Below are 20,215 nucleotides of genomic sequence, written 5' to 3' on the forward strand. Positions count from 1 at the left end.
CTGGCCGGGAATGGACAGGCCCGGGGCCGCATTGGGCCTCGCTGTTTCAGGGGGCGGGGACAGCCTCGCCCTGCTCCTGCTCGCCCATGCGGCACTGCCCGGCAGGGTAAAGGCGGCAACGGTCGATCACGGCTTGCGTCCGGAAAGCGCCGATGAAGCGGACAGGGTGGCCCGCTATTGTGCCGAACTCGGCATGGCGCATACGACGCTCACCGTATCCGTTGCGCGCGGCAATACGCAGGAACAGGCGCGCAAGGCCCGTTACGCGGCGCTCGGCGATTGGGCCGAAGAATACGATCTCGGCGCCTTGGCGACGGCTCATCAGATGGATGACCAGGCCGAAACATTCCTGATGAGGCTCAATCGCGGCAGCGGCCTGGCAGGGCTGTCGGCGATCCGGGCCCTTGGCTCGGTCCCCTCGGTTCCGGTCGGGCTAGTCCGTCCCTTGCTGCGCTGGCGCCGCGATGAACTGGCGGCCATCGTCGAACGGTTTGGCTGGTCGGCTGTCGATGACCCGTCGAACCATGACGATCGCTACGACAGGGTGCGCATGCGCCGTGCGCTGGCCGAATGCGACTGGCTCGACATTTCGGCGATCGAGAAAAGTGCCGGCTTTCTTGCCGAAGCCAACGACGCGATCGAATGGATGGTCGGCCGTGAATATGCCGAATGCGTGACCCCGGTCGACGACGCGGTTTGCTATGCGGCCCTGCGAACCGGCGTACCGCATGGCCTGATCAGGGCAGGCGTGATCCGCACGATCTACCGCCGGTTCGGCAAAAGAATCGGGCAGGGCGAGGCGGCGGAACTGGCGGACACTCTGGTCGCTGGCAGAAAATCGAATGTCGGCGGCTTGCAGGCCCATGTGGAGGACCGTGGGGACGAATGTCTGTGGGTCTTCCGCCCGGAAATCCCGCGCCGGACCGGATGACCCGCATCGCTAGATGATGCTGTCGCCGTGGCTCATCCGCTGGCCATTGGTAATCACGACCTTGTCGCCCTTCTTGGCAATGGCGAACAGCCGCTCGGCGATTTCGTCCGGCACGCCTACGCAGCCGTGGCTGGCATAGCCGTTCTGGACTTCGCTACCGCCATGAATGGCAACGCCGTCGGATGTCAGGAACATGCTCCATGGCATGGGCGCGTTACCGTATTTCTCGGACACATTGTGCCGCTGCTTCCACAGGATCGGGAATACGCCAGTGGGGGTCGGGTGGTCGTCCGTGCCCAGCATGACTGCAGCCGCGCCGATTTCATAACCGCCCCGGAAGATCGAGATGACTCGCGCTTCCAGATCCACCGTGACCAGCAGCGGGCCGTCTGGCACGCCTTCGTCGTCCCAGTGCCATTCGCCGTATTTGATCGGCCCTTCGATTGGAAGGATGCGGCGCACGGTATAAAGCCGCTTTGCATCGGCAATGGCCTTTGCAGCGATCGCTCCATGGGCATAAACCGGTTTCGCCGCGACAGGCGCATTGGACACCGATGCGCCGGCAAGCGGGTTTTCGGCGGACGCTCCGCTACCGATCACAACGCCCGCCAGAACGAGCGCAGCCGCGACGGTTCCGCCGCCGATCCACTTCAGAATCACATCCATGGACAGGTTATGCCCGCAAAACGCTTAATGTTCCACTTTGCGCAAAAAGCCGTCCCATTGGGGCACGATGGAAAGCGGTCGCGCTAACCGCGCAGCGCGCACGCCTCACGGGCGAGCCGTTCGACTTTGGCTTCATCTACCGCTCCGCGCGGCGCGACCCAGCTGCCGCCCACGCAGAGCACGGGATCGAACGCCAGCCACTCTGCCGCATTGTCCAGCGAAACGCCGCCGGTCGGGCAGAAGCGACACTGGCCGAAAGGCGCTGCCAAGGCTTTGAGGGCCGGCAATCCGCCAGCCGCCATTGCTGGGAAGAACTTGAAATGCGTCAGCCCCAGATCGAGCCCGCGCATGATGTCTCCGGCATTGGCGATGCCGGGCAGAAACGGAATGTCGTCGCGGATTGCCGCCTTGCCCAGCGGCTTGGTCAGGCCGGGCGAAACGATGAACCGGCTTCCCGCATCGACCGCGCTGGCGAGGTCGCGCTCATTGGTCACAGTGCCTGCACCCACGATAGCACCTTCGACCTCGCTCATCGCACGGATCGCATCCAGCGCGACGGGTGTCCGCAAGGTCACTTCCAGGATGGGCAGGCCACCAGCGACGAGCGCCCGTGCCAGCGGCTTGGCATGTTCCAGATCGTCGACCACGATCACCGGGATTACCGGGGCGGTCTGCATGATGTCGGCTATGGTCATGGGTGTTCCCTGACGAAGGCTGCGGCGGCCCCGAACAGGCCGGGCTGGGGATGAACGATGAGCTTGACCGGGATCGAGGCCATCAGCTCCTGGAAGCGTCCCTTGGACTTGAACCTTTCGGAAAAGCCCGATTTGAGCAGCGTGTCCCGGATGCGATAACCAAGGCCGCCCGCGATCACGACCCCGCCGAAACCGCCTTGGGCAAGGGCGATGTCGCCCGCAACACTGCCCAGCGACATGCAGAAACGATCGACTGCCGCAGCAGCAAGGCTGTCGCTGCCATCCTGCCCGCGCTTCCAGATCGCGATATCGTCTTCCTCGGCGACCGGGCGGCCCTCCATGGATGCCAGCGCCTGGTAGATGTCGGAGATGGCCGGGCCCGCCACCACGCGCTCGACCGATACCCGCACGTGCCGCTTGCGCAGACGCGCCAGGATGGCATCGTCGATCTGGTCGAGCGGGGCGAAATCGATATGGCCGCCTTCGGTCGCCGACACGCGGTATGTGCCGTCAGCCTCGCGATAGAGATGCGCCACCCCCAGGCCGGTACCGGGGCCGAGCACGCTCAGCCGGCCCGTCGGTGCCAGCGGCTTGTCGGGGCCGGTGAGGTGGATGAACTGGTCCTCGTCGACACGCGCGACCGCATGGGCAACCGCTTCGAAATCGTTGACGATGCAGTATTTTTCGACGCCCAGCTTTTCCCTCACCAATGCCGGGCGAATGATCCAGGGATTGTTCGTAAAGCGGATGACGTCGCCGCCGACAGGGCCCGCGATCGCCATCGACACGCGCGGCGGCAGGGATCCGCCCATCCGGCCGCGAAAATCCTCCCACGCCGTCTGGAAGCTGGCATGATCCTCGGTATGCAGCGTTTCCGGTTCGCTCAGGCTGATCGTGCCGTCATCGGCAACAGTCGCAATGGCGAAGCGTGCGTGGGTGCCCCCGATGTCGACGCTGACCAGTTCCATCGTCACAGGCCTGCCATCGCCATCATCGAAGACGCTCCCTGTTCGGCACCGTCGGCATTGCTGCGGAACATGGCGAACAGTTCGCGGCCCATTCCCGTTTCGGGTTGGGGCGCAGGGGCCGGCTGGCGTGCATCGAGATCGGCATCGGTCGAAAGCTGTCCGGTCGCTGCGCAAACGCGCACGATATCGCCGTCGCGCAGTTTCGACAGCGGCCCTCCGCCCAGCGCTTCGGGCGTGCAGTGGATTGCCGCGGGCACCTTGCCCGATGCGCCCGACATGCGGCCGTCCGTCACCAGCGCGACCTTGTACCCTCGGTCCTGCAGAACGCCGAGGGCAGGGGTCAGCTTGTGCAATTCGGGCATACCGTTTGCTCTCGGCCCCTGAAACCGCACTACAACCACTACATCACACTGTAGTTCGCCCAATTCAAACGCTTGATTGACATCCTTTTGCGTTTCGAAAACCCGGCAGGGCGCCTCGATGGTCCAGCGCTCGCGTTTCACGGCGGAGGATTTGAAGCACGCCCTTCCTAAATTCCCCTGCACGAGACGCATGCCGCCGTCTGCCTGAAACGGGTCCGATGCCGGCCGCAGCATCTCCGTATCCCCCGACGGTCCCGGGTCGCGCCACGTCAGGTCGTCGCCGTTCATGCCGGGTTCTTTGCTGTAGCTTTCGAAGCCGCCGTCCCAGATGGTAAGGATATCGCGGTGCGCCAATCCTTCATCGAGCAGCGTGCCGATCACATAGCCCATGCCGCCAGCTTCATGGAAATGGTTCACGTCGCCCGATCCGTTGGGGTAAACGCGCGCTACCAGCGGCACGGCGCTGGACAGCTCTGACAGATCGTTCCAGTCGAACCGGATGCCTGCCGCGCGTGCCATTGCCGGTATGTGGATCGCATGATTGGTCGACCCGCCCGTCGCCAGCAAGCCGATGGCCGCGTTCACGATGGCCTTTTCATCCACCACTCGCGCCAGCGGACGGAAGTCTTCGCTCGATTTCCCGATTGCGGCGAGGCGATGGGTAGCTGCGCGGCTCAGCTCCTGCCGTAACTTGGCGCCAGGCTGCACAAATGCTGCGCCCGGGACATGCAGGCCCATCATTTCCATCATCATCTGGTTGGAATTGGCGGTTCCATAGAACGTGCATGTGCCCGGCGAATGATAGCTGCCCATTTCGCTCGCCAGCAATTCATCGCGGGTGGCCTTGCCCTCTGCGTAGAGCTGCCGGGTGCGCTGCTTTTCCTTGTTGGATATGCCTGTGCCCATCGGTCCAGAGGGCACAAAGATCGCTGGCAAGTGCCCGAAACGCAGCGCCCCCATGAGGAGCCCCGGAACGATCTTATCGCAAATGCCCAGTAGCGCCATGCCATCGTACATCGCGTGGCTGAGGGCGATCGTCGTCGAGAGCGCGATCGTATCGCGGCTGAAAAGCGAAAGCTCCATGCCGGCCTCGCCCTGAGTGACGCCGTCGCACATGGCCGGGGTCCCGCCGGCCACCTGCACCGTCGCACCGACTTCGCGTGCCCAGATCTTCATCCGCTCGGGATAGCGATAATAGGGCTGATGCGCCGACAGCATGTCGTTGTAGGCGGTCACGATGCCCAGATTGGGTCCCCTCGCAGCACGGATGGCTTCCTGATCCTCTTCCGCCCCGGCAAAGGCATGGGCGAGGTTGGAGCAAGACAGGGAGCCGCGATTGACCTGCCGCTCGCCCTCCCGATCCATCAAGTCGAGATAGTCGGCCCGACTGTTCCGGGAATTCTCGATCACGCGCTGGGTAACGCGATGGATAGTATCGTTGAGCGTTTTATTCGTCATGCCAGCTCACCCCGTCCCGTTCTGCAAGAGCGATGGCGGCATTTGGTCCCCAACTGCCCGCCCCATAGGTTTTTGGTTTTATGCCTTTGTCTGCCCACAATTGGCGGATGGCATCGATCCATTCCCACTGCGCCTCGATCTCGTCGCGCCGCACAAACAAGGTCTGGTCGCCCTCGATGAGGTCAAGCAGCAAACGTTCATAGGCGATGCGCCTCACGGTCCCGGAAAATGCATCCGGCATGGCAATATCGAGCGGAATCTGGCGCAGCCTGATCCCTTCGCGATCGAGCCCGGGGACCTTCGCCATCATGGAAAGCTGGACATTCTCTTCCGGCTGGATTCCGATGACGAGGCGGTTGGGCTGAGTGGTCGCACCCCGGCCTTCGAAAATCGAATGCGGGACACACCGAAACTGCACGACGATCTCGGTTACCCGCTCGGGCAACCGTTTGCCGGTTCGCAGGTAGAAGGGGACTCCCTTCCAGCGCCAGTTGTCGACATGCGCCTTCAGCGCAACGAACGTCTCGGTATCGCTGTCCCTGCCAAGCTCTTCATCATAGCCCGGGACCGGGCTGCCATTGACTGCGCCTGCCCTGTATTGGCCGGTAACGGTTTCATCGGCAGCTACTGGACGAAGGGCGCGCAAAACCTTGACCTTTTCGTCGCGCACTGCGGTCGAGCCAAAGCTCGTTGGCGGCTCCATCGCCACCAGCGCCAGCAGCTGCAGCATGTGGTTCTGAACCATGTCACGCAACGCACCGCTATCGTCATAATAGGCTACGCGCGATTCTAGGCCGACGGTTTCCGCTACGGTGATTTGGACGTGATCGATGTAGTTCGAGTTCCACACCGGCTCGAGCAATATGTTGGCAAACCGTAATGCGAGAAGGTTTTGGACCGTCTCCTTGCCGAGATAGTGATCGATGCGAAAAATGCGGTCTTCGCTGAACGCCTTGGCTACTGCATCGTTTATTTCTTCGCTCGATGACAGATCGATGCCGAGAGGCTTTTCCAGACCGATACGAACATTGCCTTTGGTCAGCCCGGCGTGAACAAGACCGTCGATCGTCGCTTCGAACAGGCTTGGTGCGGTCGACAGGAAGATCGCCAACCCTTTGACGTACTCGCCTACCTCGCGGGCAAGTTCGTCATAGCCTTCCAGCGTGGTAGCGTCGACCGGCACGTAGCTTAGGCGATTGAGGAATTCGGCTACGCCGCCGCGTCGGTGATCCGGCAGGTATTTTTCGAGCGCCTCCCGAGCGAAATCCCGAAACTCCTTCGTGGACATTTCCGATCGAGCCGTCCCCACGATCTTGAGGTCGGGTTCGAGCAGCCCATCGGCGTCGAGAGCGCATAAGGATGGAAGCAGCATGCGCTGCGACAAATCGCCAGTCGCGCCGAACAAAAGCAGTCGATCTGCGGTCAAGGTCATGCCTGGGGCCACCCACTCACATCTTTTCTCCCTCGAGCGGCGGTTATCAGGGGCAGGCAATGCATGCCAGCCGGCTGCATTCCTATTCTTTCGTAACGCGAACCGAACTTGAACGGAAATCATTGGCGCCGAAGCTTGTCAGAAAGCTGACATCGGCGGCGTCCCTGCCTACGCCGATCTTTATGGTTTCGGCGGGGTCGGCCATGCCCGTAGCATCCACAAGCTGCCATGTGCCCCCGTCGCGTGTAAACGGATCGGCCAGGAAAACCTCCGCTACCGCGTGGAAATCGGGCGGATCGACGCCAGGCGCGTAACACGCGACATAGCGGGCAGGAATGGTGCTCGCGCGCGCAAGCGTTACGAGCATATGCGCGTAGTCGCGACAGATGCCTTGGCGAGCGATGAAGCTTTCGGCCGCACCGGTCTTGGTCGTCGAACTGCCAAGAACGTAGCTGAAATGTTGGTTAATCCAGTCACGGATTGCCGCGACCCTTGCTCCACCGGTTGTATCGGCAAAGCGCGATTCCACGAATGTCTGAAAGTCGTCGGCCGGGCAATAACGGCTATCGAACAGATACTCGACCACATCCCCGGGCATTTCATGTGGGGGAAGGCCTGATAGCTCTTCGAGCGGGGAAAGCTGCCGATCGAGTTCGACTTCGGCCCGATACGCGACTTCGAAGTCGCCTTCGGTACGGACCCAGATCCTCTCACCGATGTCGTCTTTCGCAGGAACGCGCGCGCAATGGGCACTGCTGCCCAGCCGAGTATCGGTAGAAAGAATTCTCTGTTCGGGAATTTCCGCCGCTTCGAATTGCAGCAAGACATCTGTCGGGGCGCCGAGGTGAAAGGCGAAGCGGGTTTCTATGATGATCGGCATATGCGTGTTGAACGCTGCACGGGGGCGTTCGTTTCACCAAGCTCAGAAACGATAAAGGGCTCCACAAGGGAGCCCTTTGAAACTCAATCAACTCGCCAAGATTAGCGGGTCATGAGCCATTCCCAGATATTCCACATGATCATACCTCCTGCTTGTGCAAGAGATACCTTTCATTAACTATGTTTGTTTGTAAAGTTTAAACCATCTTCGCTGCAGGCTTGGGTAGGTCCGCCTCGTTATATTCCAATAAGTTGGTTAACGAGATTGGCCGGGAAAATGCGAAACCCTGCACCTGCTGGCAGCCGATTGCTTCCAACAATCCGATATCTTGTGGGTTTTCAAGACCCTCAGCTACGACGGTGATTCGCGCCTCATGACCCATTGCAGCGACGCTGGCTACAATCGCACGTGCCTTCGAGTTTTGTGCCATGTTGGACACAAATAGCCGGTCGATTTTGAGTTCATCGAAAGGCAATTCATAGAAAGCTTCAAAACTGGCAGCACCGACCCCGAAATCGTCCATAGAAATCTTAACGCCGATCGTTCGCAACTCTTCCAGAACACTTCCAGCAGCGGCATAATCTGTAATTCTTGCGGTCTCGGTAATTTCAAGAACGAGAAACTTTGGATCGAAGCTGGTCGCGTCGAGGATGGTGCGAACCACACTTACAATTCGCATATCTCCAAGCAAAGTCGCCGAGATGTTGATCGCCATTGTGATTCTGCGACCCCGGGAGTGCAACAATTGCCCCGCAGAGCATGCGCTCTGCAATACGTAACGTGTAAGGTGCTCCATTCGGCCAGCTTTTTCACATTGCTGTATGAAGTGCATTGGCGAAATGAACCCTCGGCTGGGGTCGTGCCAACGCACCAGCGCCTCCACACCGGCGAGACTTTTCGACTTCAAGTCGATCTTCGGTTGGTAAACACAGTAGATTTCGCCAACTTCCATGGCTTGATCGATGCGGGCCCGAAGAGAAATATCCCACAGCAGGTCGGTTTGTGTACCGGTCTCAGCAATGGCGATCGGATTGTGAGCTTCCGAGGTTTCTTCAGCAGCTGCTACTGCTGCAGCCAAGCGCGCCGGTGGGTCACCCTCAAGGGAGGCGATGCCGAAGGTTATGCCAACGTCGACAGAAAACCCGCCCACCTTGATTGGAGCGGCAAAAATCGCCCGCAACCCCTCCAAATGTTCGACTACATCCTCTACGTCGTTGTTGACGACATGCCAGCCGAGATGATGTCCATCGTTGTAAACTACTAGTTTAGGATCAGCTGCGCGCAGTCGATCAACAAGCTTCAGAACATAGCTACTTTTTTCATTCGCCTGAAGTGTCTTAAGTACACGTTCGTAATTTTGGATCTTGGCAATGACAACGTATCCTGTCATTACATTTTCGCGTACTAAACGTGCTTCCAAAGCTCGAATTTTTGGCAACCCCGTTTCGCTATTAATCAATTCAATCCTGCGCTTCCATCGCGTACGGGATCGAAAGACGGCGAAAGCAACGAGGAAAGCAAGCGCGTAGGAGATATCGATTCTTATGCCTAGCTTTGCGGTTAGAACGAGCAGCACTGGGACAGCGGCTACTACCCCAGCGTAGGCTGCCCAGCGACGTTTGCGCGTGTTACCGAGGATCAGAGCGATACAGAGCAGTGCGGCGATAATGGCTAAGAATACCGGACCGCGCAGATATGCAGTGTATCCCGCTTTGAGAGTTTCGCCGGCATAGATGTCCACAAAAGCTGCCGGGGCGTCGTATTTACCTGGAATGGGCTGTTGCGAGCCCGTCACCTGATTAGTGTGACCCAGTACAACTGCCTTTCCCGTCACATCGGGGGAAGTTCTTGTCGCTGATTGCGTTTTGCCAATCAACTCATCCAGAGGAATAGTTGGGATTTTTTGATAGTTGAATCCATAATCGACACTGAAGGGAACGTTGCTATCGTTCTCTACTCCAGCGATTGCGGCCCCGAGCGAGCGAAACTGCTTTCCATCTATATTATATGAGTAATGCAGTTCCCATGCATTTCCAAACCAGTGTCGGTCGGTCTCGTCAGAAAGAACCCGAGTTACGGAGGTAGGGATTTCTAGCGTGGTGGACCGCAACACCCTGTCAGCGTTTGCACCCTCGACCGCATGATCAACGAGCGTGATGCGTGGTCCAAGATCGGCAATAGCGCGCGCCAGCCTCTGATCCGCTTGTGGATCGTTCGACGCGGTAAAGGTCACATCGAGAAACACTTTTCCAACGCCGCGCCGATCAAGTTCGTCGAGCGCCGCCGCGACCTTATAGCGTTGCTGAGACAAATCAGGATCATTCAACGGTTGATCAGAACCTACGAAAACCACGTCGCCAGAAGGGTCGCGGTCCGCAATACGTGATTGAAAAAGCCACCAAAACTGATCCAATGGCTCGAGCAGAAAAACGGCAGACATAGCCAAGCTGATCAGCGAGGCCCATGTTGCGTGCCGCAGACGCTCTAACAGGCGCCCGCTAATAAGCGCGCGTGTCCGGGCAAGGAGATGCCTGGCAGGGTTCGAGGTGCGTGTTTCGCCCATCGAGTACCCTTATGGAGGTCTTAAGTTTAAAAAAGGTTTGACGAAGGGTGAGAGAATCCACCGGGTTCGCAGCAAACCGCGGGTTTCAGTGGTAAATTTGGCTTTAGGAATTACCGGTGAAGACCGCTGATACGTCGACAGGCAGTTGCGAACGCGGCGGCAAATTACCCTTGTTGCTGAACCGCATAAGGGTTGCGATGTTGACGGAGCGCATTCGCGCGACGCCCTAAATCCGCATTAGGCGCAGGCTGCTCCGAAAAGATCATGCGCATCACTATCTTCGATCAAAACATCCACGATGTCGCCTGCCGACAGGTCTGGGCGTACGTTGCGAAGGTAAACCGCGCCGTCGATTTCTGGCGCGTCGGCCTGGCTGCGACCGGTTGCGCCAATGTCACCATCTTCGTCGGGCTCGCCTACCTCGTCGATAATCACGGGGATCGATTTGCCGATCTTGTCGCGAAGCTTCGCGGCGCTGATGCGCTCGGTCACTTCCATGATGCGGGCATAGCGGTCTTCCTTGACGGATTCCGGCACCGGATCAGGCAGATTGTTGGCCTGTGCACCATCGACCGGTTCGAAGCGGAATGCGCCTACACGGTCCAGTTGAGCCTCTTCCAGCCAGTCGAGCAGGTACTGGAAATCCTCTTCGGTTTCTCCGGGGAAGCCGACGACAAAGCTAGAACGAATAGCGATTTCAGGACAAATTTCCCGCCAGCCCTTCAAGCGTTCCAGCACCTTCGCCTCATTTGCAGGACGCTTCATTGCGCGAAGGACCTTGGGGCTCGCATGTTGAAAGGGTATGTCGAGATAAGGCGTCAGCAACCCTTCGGCCATGAGCGGAATGACCGCATCTACATGGGGGTAGGGGTACACGTAATGCAGCCGCACCCACGGAGGGGTGCCGCCGCCAACGTCGAGCTGTCCCAGTTCCCGCGCAAGATCGGTCATATGCGCACGAACATCACGACCCTTCCAACTGCGGGTTTCGTGGCGTGTGTCGACACCGTAGGCGCTGGTATCCTGACTGATGACCAGCAGTTCCTTCGTTCCTGCGGCAACCAGCTTTTCCGCCTCGCGCAGTACCGCATCGATCCTGCGGCTGGCGAGCTTGCCGCGCAGATCCGGAATGATGCAGAAGGCGCAGGAGTGGTTGCAGCCCTCGGAGATCTTCAGATAGCTGTAATGGCGCGGCGTCAGTTTGATATCCGGCTGGGGGATCAGGTCGACATACGGACCTTGGGAGGGCGGGGCATAGGTATGGACCGCGTCCACCACCTGTTCGTACTGATGCGCACCTGTCACGGCGAGGACCTGCGGATGGGCAGCGCGGATGGCGTCGGCCTCCTCACCCATGCAGCCGGTCACGATCACACGACCATTTTCTGCGATTGCTTCGCCGATGGCAGCAAGGCTTTCTTCCTTGGCCGAATCGAGAAAGCCGCATGTATTCACAAGGACCACATCGGCACCGGCGTAATCCGGGCTCATCGCATAGCCATCCGCGCGTAGACGGGTTAGAATGCGTTCGCTGTCGACCAGCGCTTTCGGGCAGCCGAGGGAAACCATACCGACCTTCTTCTGGTCGGGGATCGGGGTGGTAGTGGTGGTCATGATTGCGCGCGCCTCTACACCTCTATGCACCATTGCGCTAGCGTCGTGCGTACTGCGCAATAGTGGAAGGATGGGAAATGGGCGAAATCAACTGGTTGGCGGTGGTGCTCGGTGCCGTGGCGTTCTTTCTGGTCGGCGTCATCTGGTATGGAATGGTGTTCGGAAAGGCTTGGCAGAAAGCGGCAGGCCTTTCCGATGAACAGTTAAAGCACGGCAACATGGGCTTGATTTTCGGTCTCGCCTTCATCGCTGAACTGGTGATCGCACTTACACTTGGACATTCGATTGCGCGTAGCGGGGCGAGTGATCGTGCTGTGATGATGATGGCCGTTGGCTTCGGCGCCACAATCATGGTGCCGGCGATCGGCATCAACTATCTTTTTATGCGCAAAACGCTGACGCTCTTTCTTATCGATGCCGGGCACTTCATTGTCGGCATGGCAGCGATGGGCGGAGTTTTTCTGCTGTTCCGTTAGCCTATGCGTCGATCAGATCGTCGCGATCCCGCCCATCGCCATTGGTTTCGCCATTCGGCGTGGGTATGATTTCCACCACCACATCGCCGCTCTGAAGAGTTTGGCATTCGTCTTCCCAGAAACCGAGCGCCCGCCCGTTGCGATAAACGCGCAAGCCGCGGCCGCCTGTTTTTAGCTCGCTGATGGCCAGGCCGCACTCTTCATCGGTAATCCGGCGTTCGACAAGCTGCACGCGGCCCGAAACGCTGGCGAGGTCGGCCAGATATTCAGCGATATGTTCGCCCTTTGCGCTTCCGGCGAGAAGCAGTCCGGTAAAACGAACGGGGTTGATCACATTGTTTGCGCCAGCCTGCCTGGCCAGGGATTCGTTATCGTCCGCCCGCACAACCGCGCTGATGGGCACATGCGGCGCAAGGGCGCGCACGGTCAATGTGATCAGTATCGTCGTATCATCGCGACCCGCGGATACCAGAACGTTCTGAGCTTCGCTGATGCGGACGGCCTTCAGCGTCTGATCGCGCGTCGCATCGGCAGCCATTATGTTGCAGCCCAGGGCTTCTGCCTCGTGAAGCCTTTCCTCGCTTGGATCGATAACGACGATGCAGGACGGGTCGGTTCCACGTTCGATCAGTTCACCGACAGCTTCGGAGCCGGAAATGCCGTAGCCGAGCACCACGATGTGGTTGGAAAGCTGTTCCTGAATGCGGGCCATGCGCCATTTCTCCCAGCTGCGCTTGATGATGAAATTGTAGGCCGTACCCACAAAAATGAAGAAAACCGCGAAGCGAATGGGCGTGACGATCACCGCCTCGACCAGCCGCGCGCGATCCGAAATGGGGGCGATGTCGCCAAAACCAGTCGTGGTAATGGAGATCATCGTGAAATAGATGACGTCGAGAAAGCTTACTTCGCCGTCGAGATTGTCGACCAGCCCTTCACGGTCCCACCAGTGGATCATGACGACCACGAAGATGAGGAACAGCGCGAGACCGAGGCGGATACCAAGGTCCCCCCACACCGGTATCTTTAACGCGCGCCTTAGCGGCTGAAAGCGCGGACCGCGATAGGTGCGCACCGTGGTGCTGGCGGCAATCCGGTCGACCTGCTTATTGCTGCTCATGCTTACGCTAGGTGGGCGGGGAACGGTGCAAGGTCAACATAATCGCGCTTACGAGGTAAAACGGTCTGCGAGCGCGCCGAGCGACGAGTGGTGGGTCAGGTCCAGCTGGAGGGGGGTGACCGAAATATAACCTTCGTCGATCGCCTCCAGATCAGTGCCATGATCCAGCGTGTGTTCGATCGCTTCCAAGCCAAACCAGTAGTATTTGAACCCTCGCGGGTCGCGGCCCTCGACTACGGTTCCGCGCGAGTAGTCATGGAAACCTTGCCGAACTGCGCGGATACCTTTGACTTCCGCTGGGGGAAGGGGTGGGAAGTTAACATTGACGAGTGTGCGCTGCGGCAGCGGTGTGTCGAGCAGCGGCGCCAGCACCTTGGCACCCCATTCGATGGCGGCGCTGAACGGGACGTCCGCGCCCATGCCTTCCTTCGCATAAACCTGACTGAGCGCGATTGAGCGGATGCCGGCTAGTGCTCCTTCAATCGCGGCCGAGACAGTGCCGGAATAGGTGATGTCGTCAGCCAGATTGGCACCGCGATTGACGCCTGACAAAATCACATCAGGTTGCGCGTCCATGACCTTGCGCATGCCCATGGTCACTGCGTCGGTGGGTGTCCCGGTCACGGAAAAGCGGCGATCGTCGTGCTTGCGGAGCCGCACGGGGCGCGCGAGTGTAAGGGCGTGTCCCATGCCCGACTGTTCTTCGTCCGGGGCGCAGATCCAGATATCGTCGCTGAACTGGCGTGCGATGCCTTCCAGAACCTTGAGGCCAGGAGCGTGAATGCCATCATCATTGGTAAGGAGGATTCGCATCAGGATACGGCCTCCAGCCTGTCTACTCCGCCCATATAGGGCTTGAGCGCATCCGGCACGGTAACGCTGCCATCGGCGTTCTGGTAATTTTCCATCACAGCCACCAAGGTGCGCCCGACTGCAAGCCCAGAGCCGTTGAGAGTGTGAACGAAAGCGGTCTTCTTTTCACCTTCCGGGCGATAGCGTGCGTTCATGCGGCGAGCCTGGAAATCTCCCGTATTCGAGCAGGAGGAGATCTCGCGCCACGCGCCCTGGCCAGGCAGCCAGACTTCCAGATCGTATGTCTTTCTCGCGCCGAAACCCATGTCGCCGGTGCACAACAGTACGCGGCGGTATGGCAGATCAAGCGTTTGAAGTAGCTGTTCGGCGCACTCTGTCATACGCTCGTGTTCGGCAGCGCTATCCTCAGGGCGGCAGATACTGACCATCTCCACCTTTTCGAACTGATGCTGGCGGATGAAGCCGCGCGTATCGCGGCCCGCGGCGCCTGCTTCCGAGCGGAAGCACAAGGTGTGCGCCGTCAATCGGATCGGTTGGGTGAGGTCGGGCAGGATCTCACCCGCAACAGAAGCCGTCAGCGAAACTTCCGACGTCGGTATCAGCCAGCGGTCGTCGGTCGTGCGGAAGCTGTCTTCGGCAAACTTGGGCAATTTGTCGGTGCCATACATGGCGTCGTCATTGACCAGGACCGGCGGGTTGCACTCGGTATAGCCGTTCTTGCGGGTCTGCGTATCCAGCATGAACTGCGCCAGCGCGCGGTGGAGCCGCGCCATGTCGCCGCGCAGGAAAGTGAAGCGGGCGCCCGACAGCTTGGCCCCGGTTTCGAAGTCCATACCCAGCGCAGGGCCGAGATCGGCATGTTCTTTCGGTTCGAAATCGAATGCGCGCTTTTTGCCCCATTGATGGACTTCGACATTGTCAGCCTCGTCCTTCCCATCGGGCACGTCGTCGGCGGGAAGGTTGGGAAGCGTAGCGAGCAGATCGTCGAGTTCGCTGCCGGCGGCACTGGCGGCATCTTCCCATTGCGGCATGCTGGCCTTGATTTCGGCAACTTCGGCCTTGAGCGCTTCGGCCTTGTCCTTGTCGCCCTGGCCCATGGCCTGTCCGATCGCCTTGGAGGCGTCATTGCGGCGGCTCTGCGCCTGCTGGACCTTGGTGCTTGCCTCGCGCTTTTTTGCGTCGAGGGCGATAATGCGATCCGCCACAGGATCGGCGCCGCGACGTGCAAGAGCGGCGTCGAAAGCTTGCGGATTGGCTCTGATATAGGCGATGTCGTGCATGGTCGCGGCCTATGCCTTTTCGTACCATGATTGGCCAGCCACTTCCCGCGTGGCCCCCCTTTTGCGGGCACGACTTGTCGAAGAATACGTTGAGGGGCACCTACCACAGTTCGAGAGGCCCCACCTTGATCGACCAGCCAATCCAGCCGCCGCGACGTACGCATTTCATCGACGTGGCCGATGGCGTAATAAGAGCGGGTCGCAAGCTAGGGGCGATAGATCCCGCCCTACTGGATAAGAATGCATTGCTGGACGGTGCGATGCAGGCAACCGGCCTCGATGATTTCGGCGATGACTGGTTCGAGCGGCCCTTCGATGCGCTACTGGACAGCGTGAAGGGCGAAGCGCGGCTCAACGCGGCAGGCGACCTGTCCGCTATGAAGCAATTTCACCATATTTTGCGCGATCGGCTGTATGCGCAGATGTGGTTCAAGCGGCACCCTGAAATTCTGGCTCGGCCATTGAGGAACCCGGTTGTGATCGTCGGGCCCATGCGGTCCGGAACGACGCGCCTTCATCGTCTGTTGGCGGGAGACAAACGTTTCGCGCATCTGCGCAGTTTCGAGACGATCAGCCCGGTACCACGTCCGGAGTTCGAACAGGTGCTGGCCGGAGAAAAAAAGGATTTCCGCCCGAAGCTGGCCAGCCGGATCATGAAGGTTGCGAGGCTGGCCAATCCGCGCACTCTCTCCATCCATCCCACCGGCCCGTATGAACCTGAAGAGGAACTCGGTCTGCTGGTGGCGAGCATGTGGAGCATGAAACACGACGCCCAGTGGCACGTGCCCTCCTATGCGCAGTGGTGCGAAGACGAAGACCCGGTCCCCGCATATCGTCACATGGCGAACCTTCTGCGTCTGATCGGCTGGTCACAGCAGGAAAGTTCCCTGCGCCCGTGGATCCTGAAAACGCCGCAACATATGCTCGACCTGCCAGCCTTGCTCGAAGTGTTTCCCGATGCACGGTTGATATTCACTCATCGCGATCCGAAGCAGTTCGTGGCCAGCGCAGCCTCGCTGGCCTGGAATCAGCAGATCATCTATTCGGATCACTGCGACGCTGCGCGTACGGGCCGGGAATGGTTGGGCAAGACCGCCACCATGATCGAACGGATGCGATCTTCGCGCGACCTGATTCCGGCCAACCGCATGATCGACATCCAGTACGAGGATATGGAAAGCGACTGGCGCGGAACGATGGAACGTGTCTACCGCTTCCTCGGACTCGATATGGCGCCGGCAATCCCCGCCATGCAGCGCTATCTCGACCGTTCGGCGAGGCTCAAGCGCCGACCGCACCGTTACAGTCTGGAGCAATTCGGGCTAAGGGAACAAGAGGTGAGTGAACGGTTCGCCGATTATACCGAGACTTATGGTATTCCGACTGGCACGCCGATTAGCGATGCGAAGCGTCTTCGGTCAGGCGCATGACGAAAGGGGCGGAGCAATCGCTCCACCCCTTGCATTTACATCCCGCTGAGTTTTCGTGTGGTCAGAATTTGACCTGTCCAGTCACGAATACGCGGCGCGGATCGCCGTAGAAGGCAGTCAGGTTACCCTCCAGCCCGAGGACGGATCCGGTGACGAAATCGTATCCGGACACGATGTAGCGCTGATCGAAGAGGTTTTTCCCATGGACCCCGATGGACCAGCGATCACTGTCGTCGGTGTAGACGATGCTGGCATCGACCAATGCATAACCATCCTGATCAAGCGGCCCGGGCAGTTCGAACTGGCTCGCGTCTGAGCGCAGCGAGACCGAACCGAGGAAATCCACGATCCCGCTGGCCACGGGAATGCCCAGATCGAACCCGGTATTTACGGTCACATCGGGGGTGTTCTGGAATACGCGCTGATCCGCAACGTCATTGCCGAGAGCGTCGATGAATGTGTTGTATTTGGCATCCAGCACGCCCAGCGCCCAGTTGAAGGTCAGGCGGCTGCCGGGTCCGGCAAAATTGCGGCCGACAACGGCCCGCCCTTCGAATTCGACGCCGTTGACGTCCGCATCGCCCGCATTGGATGTGATGCCCACGAAGCTGTCGCTGATGCCATCGCCGTTGCTGTCGACGCCGACCGAGCCAGGGATCTGCACGTCGGTGTAATCGCCTTTGAAAGCGGCCAGGCTGATGAACAGACTGTCGTCGAGCAGGGAGGCTTTCCAGCCGATTTCGTAGCTGTCGACCGTTTCGGGCGCGAAGCTGAGAAATTCATACTGGTCCGCATAGTCGATATCGCCATCGCCATCGAGGTCCGGCGCCTGGCTGGTCTGGCCGCGCGGATCGAAACCGCCGCCCTTGAAGCCTTTCGAATAGGTGGCGTAGAAAGTGTGATTAGCGTTCGGTTTGAAAGAGAGCGAGGCGCGCGGGGTGAATTCCTTGAACGTAGCACTGCCGTTGAAGTCGCTCGTGACAGCAATCGGGACCGCGTCAGTGGGCGGGAAAAGATCGGAATACCCGCCGACGAACGTGGTGCGCAGGATGCGACTGGTCCGCTTGTCCCATGTATAGCGGCCTCCAAGCGAGAGACTGAACTGATCGGTCAGATCGTAGGTGAAATCGCCGAATATCGACCAGGTCTTGGTATCGACATCACCCAGCGTCTGCGCATTGAGGCCGGGAAGATTCACGGACGGAATGGCGCCCGTCGTGAACAGTGCCACATCGAATGCAGTGAAGGCACTGGCATCGAGATAGTAGGCACCAAGGACGCCCGATAGGCGATCACCTTCATAAAGGAACTGGAGTTCCTGGCTGAATTGCTTGTTGCGGTAGATGGCGGGCACATCGAGATCGGCCTGGGGCAGGCTGTCGAAATCGATGGGAGTGGTCGAATGATCCTTGCGATAGCCGGTGATCGACTTGACCGTCATGGTGTCATTCAGCTCATACGCGATGGTCAGGCCGCCGCCATAGGCTTCGACCTCCTGATCCACGACATCAAGCCCGGCGCGGGTATCATAGACATCGTCGAGGACGGGCGCGCCGGAAAATGCACCCGGCAGCAGGCGGTGGCCCTGGCGCGGGTCCGAATTGTCTTTCACATAATCGCCAGACAGGCGGATGAAGAGAGGGCCATTGTCGAATTCGATCGTGCCGCGGGCCCCCCAGACATCCTTGTTGTAGTTTTCGACACCTTCCTGAACCAGATTGTCGCCGAAACCGCCGCGCGACAGCCGGGCACCGCTGACACCCACCTTCAGGCTATCGGACACTGGTGTCGATGCGGTGACGATCAGATCTGCCTGATTATAAGATCCGTAGGTCCCACGGACCTTGATCTCGGTCTCGTCGGGCAGGGCGGCCGTGACGTATTTGATCGCGCCGCCGATCGTGTTGCGGCCGTACAGAGTGCCCTGCGGTCCGCGTAGAACTTCAATCCGCTCGACATCGTAGATATCGAGCACGGCACCTTGCGGGCGGTTCAGGTAGATGTCGTCAACATAGAGTCCCACTCCGGCTTCGAAGCCAGCCACAGGATCCTGCTGACCGACGCCGCGAATGAATGCGGTCAAGGTTGTATTGGTGCCGCGGCTGACCTCGAGCGTGAGGTTGGGCACTTCCTGCGCTATCTCGGTGATCTCGAGCGTGCCATTTTTGGCCAGTGCTTCGCCGGAGATGGCAGTGATGGAAAGCGGTACGTCCTGGATGCTCTCCTCACGCCGGCGCGCTGTCACCACGATAACTTTATCGTCATCCACGACAGGGGCCGCCTGGTGTGCGTCCGCGGTCTGGGCAGACGCGGGCGCTGTAAGGAACGCGGCGGTTGCGGCGCTGCCAAGCAGGCCCGCAACGAGGAATCTGGTGGCTTTCATAATGTGGATCTCCCTCCCAATTTCTTTATATGCCTCCCTGATACTGAAACCTGAACCACCTTTCAAGTTTGTTGTTGCGTCGAGTGGATGGCATCGGTAGCGTCGAGCCATGCGAGGGGGATTGAAATGAAGGCTGAGCAGGGGCCCGACCAAGCCAAGGCGCCCCGTACGGAACGTGGGCGAAAGACGCTGCGCAAACTGCTCGATGCAGCGACGAGGGAGTTCGCAGATCACGGATTTCACGATGCGTCGATCAGCGGCATTACCCGCCGTGCGGGGGTGGCGCTGGGCAGTTTCTACACCTATTTCGATAGCAAGGACGCGATTTTCCGGGCGCTGGTTTCGGACATGAGCGAAGGCGTGGGCCGGGCCGCGCGCCAAGCGCTTTCGCCATCGATGGGGGCGCTGGAAATCGAACATGCGGCGCTGCACGCGTTTCTTTCCTTCGCGTCGGAGAACAAGGAAATCTACCGCATTATCGACGAGGCGGAATTCGTCGATCCCGACAGCTACCGCGCACATTACGAAACCATCGGCACGCGTATTGAAGAGCGGCTGAAGGCAGGCGACGATAACGGCGAGTTCATATCCGGTCTCGGCGCGCCGGAAGCCTGGGCGGTTATGGGGATGAACGTATTTCTGGGGTTACGCTATGCGATATGGGCGCGAGAGGGCGACCCGGCTTTCGAAGAAATCGCGCGGCGCGCCAACGATTTGCTGGCGCATGGCATCGCTTCATCCGGGGATTGATCCGCGGAACTCCCGACGGGCCAGACCGTTCAGTGCCCAAAGGAGAAATCGACATGATCGGCAAGATTATCGGAGCAGTCGTCGGCGACAGGGTCGCCAAACAAACCCGCGGTGTCGGAGGACCGGCAGGTGCTGCGCTTGGTGTAGTGGCCGCCACGGCCATCCGGCGTCTCAGCCTGCCTGCAATGGTGGTACTGGGCGCAGGCGGCTATTTCGCGAAGAAGCATTTCGACAAGCGGAATGCGGAGAACGAAGCAACTACGCCTCCTGCGACATCGACAGCCCCGCACAAGACCAAGTCCGCAAAGTCCGCGAAAGTCGCCTGATCTATCGACGACGAGATGCGAAGGCCGTCCTGTGAGGGCGGCCTTTTGCATTGGTAAGGGCGGAAATG

General features: G+C 59.6%; 17 protein-coding genes. 5 read left to right on the top strand and 12 right to left on the bottom strand.

What is annotated here, in order from left to right:
* Positions 1–10 precede the first annotated feature (10 nt).
* Positions 11–931 carry a tRNA lysidine(34) synthetase TilS gene (tilS, locus tag KYK83_RS11560; protein WP_222828343.1) on the top strand — a complete coding sequence of 307 codons (921 nt, stop codon included), beginning with the start codon at positions 11–13 and terminating at the stop codon, positions 929–931.
* Positions 932–940: 9 nt separating this feature from the next.
* Here tilS and KYK83_RS11565 read toward each other — a convergent pair whose 3' ends face one another.
* The 8 genes from KYK83_RS11565 to rimO form a co-directional block, all read right to left on the bottom strand.
* The gene (locus KYK83_RS11565; protein WP_222828344.1) at positions 941–1,597 is read right to left on the bottom strand and encodes a L,D-transpeptidase family protein; all 657 of its coding nucleotides are present in this window, start codon (positions 1,595–1,597) and stop codon (positions 941–943) included.
* A gap of 83 nt (positions 1,598–1,680) precedes the next feature.
* Positions 1,681–2,292: a bifunctional 4-hydroxy-2-oxoglutarate aldolase/2-dehydro-3-deoxy-phosphogluconate aldolase gene (gene eda / locus KYK83_RS11570; RefSeq protein WP_222828345.1), complete on the bottom strand. Its 612-nt coding sequence runs from the start codon at positions 2,290–2,292 to the stop codon at positions 1,681–1,683.
* Positions 2,289–3,260, bottom strand: coding sequence for a glucokinase (gene glk / locus KYK83_RS11575; protein ID WP_222828346.1), 972 nt, complete (start codon positions 3,258–3,260; stop codon positions 2,289–2,291). Before glk ends, eda begins: the two co-directional genes overlap by 4 nt.
* A gap of 2 nt (positions 3,261–3,262) precedes the next feature.
* Positions 3,263–5,080 carry a phosphogluconate dehydratase gene (edd, locus tag KYK83_RS11580; protein ID WP_222828347.1) on the bottom strand — a complete coding sequence of 606 codons (1,818 nt, stop codon included), beginning with the start codon at positions 5,078–5,080 and terminating at the stop codon, positions 3,263–3,265.
* Positions 5,070–6,512, bottom strand: coding sequence for a glucose-6-phosphate dehydrogenase (zwf, locus tag KYK83_RS11585; protein WP_221597957.1), 1,443 nt, complete (start codon positions 6,510–6,512; stop codon positions 5,070–5,072). The genes edd and zwf overlap by 11 nt, the downstream gene beginning before the upstream one ends.
* A gap of 82 nt (positions 6,513–6,594) precedes the next feature.
* Positions 6,595–7,392 (bottom strand): transglutaminase-like domain-containing protein, encoded by a 798-nt coding sequence (locus tag KYK83_RS11590; RefSeq protein WP_222828348.1) that lies wholly within the window; start codon positions 7,390–7,392, stop codon positions 6,595–6,597.
* Positions 7,393–7,588: 196 nt separating this feature from the next.
* A complete protein-coding gene (locus KYK83_RS11595) occupies positions 7,589–9,955 on the bottom strand; it encodes an EAL domain-containing protein (RefSeq protein WP_222828349.1) in 2,367 nt (788 codons plus the stop codon).
* Positions 9,956–10,192: 237 nt separating this feature from the next.
* Complete coding sequence (rimO, locus tag KYK83_RS11600; RefSeq protein WP_222828350.1) at positions 10,193–11,569, bottom strand: 30S ribosomal protein S12 methylthiotransferase RimO; 1,377 nt, start codon at positions 11,567–11,569, stop codon at positions 10,193–10,195.
* 77 nt (positions 11,570–11,646) lie between these two features.
* On the opposite strand from rimO, the gene KYK83_RS11605 reads away from it, so the two are divergent.
* Positions 11,647–12,045, top strand: coding sequence for a DUF1761 domain-containing protein (locus tag KYK83_RS11605; protein WP_222828351.1), 399 nt, complete (start codon positions 11,647–11,649; stop codon positions 12,043–12,045).
* Between the two features lies 1 nt (position 12,046).
* On the opposite strand, the gene KYK83_RS11610 is transcribed toward KYK83_RS11605, so the two are convergent.
* From KYK83_RS11610 to serS, 3 genes are read right to left on the bottom strand one after another with little or no spacing between them, the layout of a single operon-like run.
* Positions 12,047–13,165 (bottom strand): potassium channel family protein, encoded by a 1,119-nt coding sequence (locus KYK83_RS11610; protein ID WP_103022462.1) that lies wholly within the window; start codon positions 13,163–13,165, stop codon positions 12,047–12,049.
* A 48-nt stretch (positions 13,166–13,213) separates the two neighbouring features.
* The gene (surE, locus tag KYK83_RS11615; protein ID WP_222828352.1) at positions 13,214–13,978 is read right to left on the bottom strand and encodes a 5'/3'-nucleotidase SurE; all 765 of its coding nucleotides are present in this window, start codon (positions 13,976–13,978) and stop codon (positions 13,214–13,216) included.
* Positions 13,978–15,258, bottom strand: coding sequence for a serine--tRNA ligase (gene serS, locus KYK83_RS11620; protein WP_222828353.1), 1,281 nt, complete (start codon positions 15,256–15,258; stop codon positions 13,978–13,980). The genes surE and serS overlap by 1 nt, the downstream gene beginning before the upstream one ends.
* A gap of 125 nt (positions 15,259–15,383) precedes the next feature.
* On the opposite strand from serS, the gene KYK83_RS11625 reads away from it, so the two are divergent.
* Positions 15,384–16,688: a sulfotransferase family protein gene (locus KYK83_RS11625; RefSeq protein ID WP_248284413.1), complete on the top strand. Its 1,305-nt coding sequence runs from the start codon at positions 15,384–15,386 to the stop codon at positions 16,686–16,688.
* Between the two features lie 61 nt (positions 16,689–16,749).
* Here KYK83_RS11625 and KYK83_RS11630 read toward each other — a convergent pair whose 3' ends face one another.
* Positions 16,750–19,071 carry a TonB-dependent receptor gene (locus tag KYK83_RS11630; protein ID WP_222828354.1) on the bottom strand — a complete coding sequence of 774 codons (2,322 nt, stop codon included), beginning with the start codon at positions 19,069–19,071 and terminating at the stop codon, positions 16,750–16,752.
* Positions 19,072–19,197: 126 nt separating this feature from the next.
* Between KYK83_RS11630 and KYK83_RS11635 the strand changes: the two genes are divergently transcribed.
* Positions 19,198–19,821 carry a TetR/AcrR family transcriptional regulator gene (locus tag KYK83_RS11635; RefSeq protein WP_222828355.1) on the top strand — a complete coding sequence of 208 codons (624 nt, stop codon included), beginning with the start codon at positions 19,198–19,200 and terminating at the stop codon, positions 19,819–19,821.
* Between the two features lie 53 nt (positions 19,822–19,874).
* Complete coding sequence (locus KYK83_RS11640) at positions 19,875–20,147, top strand: hypothetical protein (RefSeq protein ID WP_222828356.1); 273 nt, start codon at positions 19,875–19,877, stop codon at positions 20,145–20,147.
* Positions 20,148–20,215 lie beyond the last annotated feature (68 nt).

Source organism: Qipengyuania pacifica (assembly GCF_019857205.1).
GTDB lineage: Bacteria > Pseudomonadota > Alphaproteobacteria > Sphingomonadales > Sphingomonadaceae > Qipengyuania > Qipengyuania pacifica.

Bases quoted from the DNA above. Each gene is read 5' to 3' on its own strand.
- KYK83_RS11565 (WP_222828344.1), bottom strand. From the start codon at position 1,597: ATGGATGTGATTCTGAAGTGGATCGGCGGCGGAACCGTCGCGGCTGCG.
- eda (WP_222828345.1), bottom strand. From the start codon at position 2,292: ATGACCATAGCCGACATCATGCAGACCGCCCCGGTAATCCCGGTGATC.
- surE (WP_222828352.1), bottom strand. From the start codon at position 13,978: ATGCGAATCCTCCTTACCAATGATGATGGCATTCACGCTCCTGGCCTC.
- KYK83_RS11610 (WP_103022462.1), bottom strand. From the start codon at position 13,165: ATGAGCAGCAATAAGCAGGTCGACCGGATTGCCGCCAGCACCACGGTG.
- KYK83_RS11595 (WP_222828349.1), bottom strand. From the start codon at position 9,955: ATGGGCGAAACACGCACCTCGAACCCTGCCAGGCATCTCCTTGCCCGG.
- tilS (WP_222828343.1), top strand. From the start codon at position 11: ATGGACAGGCCCGGGGCCGCATTGGGCCTCGCTGTTTCAGGGGGCGGG.
- edd (WP_222828347.1), bottom strand. From the start codon at position 5,080: ATGACGAATAAAACGCTCAACGATACTATCCATCGCGTTACCCAGCGC.
- KYK83_RS11630 (WP_222828354.1), bottom strand. From the start codon at position 19,071: ATGAAAGCCACCAGATTCCTCGTTGCGGGCCTGCTTGGCAGCGCCGCA.
- KYK83_RS11590 (WP_222828348.1), bottom strand. From the start codon at position 7,392: ATGCCGATCATCATAGAAACCCGCTTCGCCTTTCACCTCGGCGCCCCG.
- KYK83_RS11635 (WP_222828355.1), top strand. From the start codon at position 19,198: ATGAAGGCTGAGCAGGGGCCCGACCAAGCCAAGGCGCCCCGTACGGAA.
- zwf (WP_221597957.1), bottom strand. From the start codon at position 6,512: ATGACCTTGACCGCAGATCGACTGCTTTTGTTCGGCGCGACTGGCGAT.
- KYK83_RS11640 (WP_222828356.1), top strand. From the start codon at position 19,875: ATGATCGGCAAGATTATCGGAGCAGTCGTCGGCGACAGGGTCGCCAAA.
- glk (WP_222828346.1), bottom strand. From the start codon at position 3,260: ATGGAACTGGTCAGCGTCGACATCGGGGGCACCCACGCACGCTTCGCC.
- rimO (WP_222828350.1), bottom strand. From the start codon at position 11,569: ATGACCACCACTACCACCCCGATCCCCGACCAGAAGAAGGTCGGTATG.
- serS (WP_222828353.1), bottom strand. From the start codon at position 15,258: ATGCACGACATCGCCTATATCAGAGCCAATCCGCAAGCTTTCGACGCC.
- KYK83_RS11605 (WP_222828351.1), top strand. From the start codon at position 11,647: ATGGGCGAAATCAACTGGTTGGCGGTGGTGCTCGGTGCCGTGGCGTTC.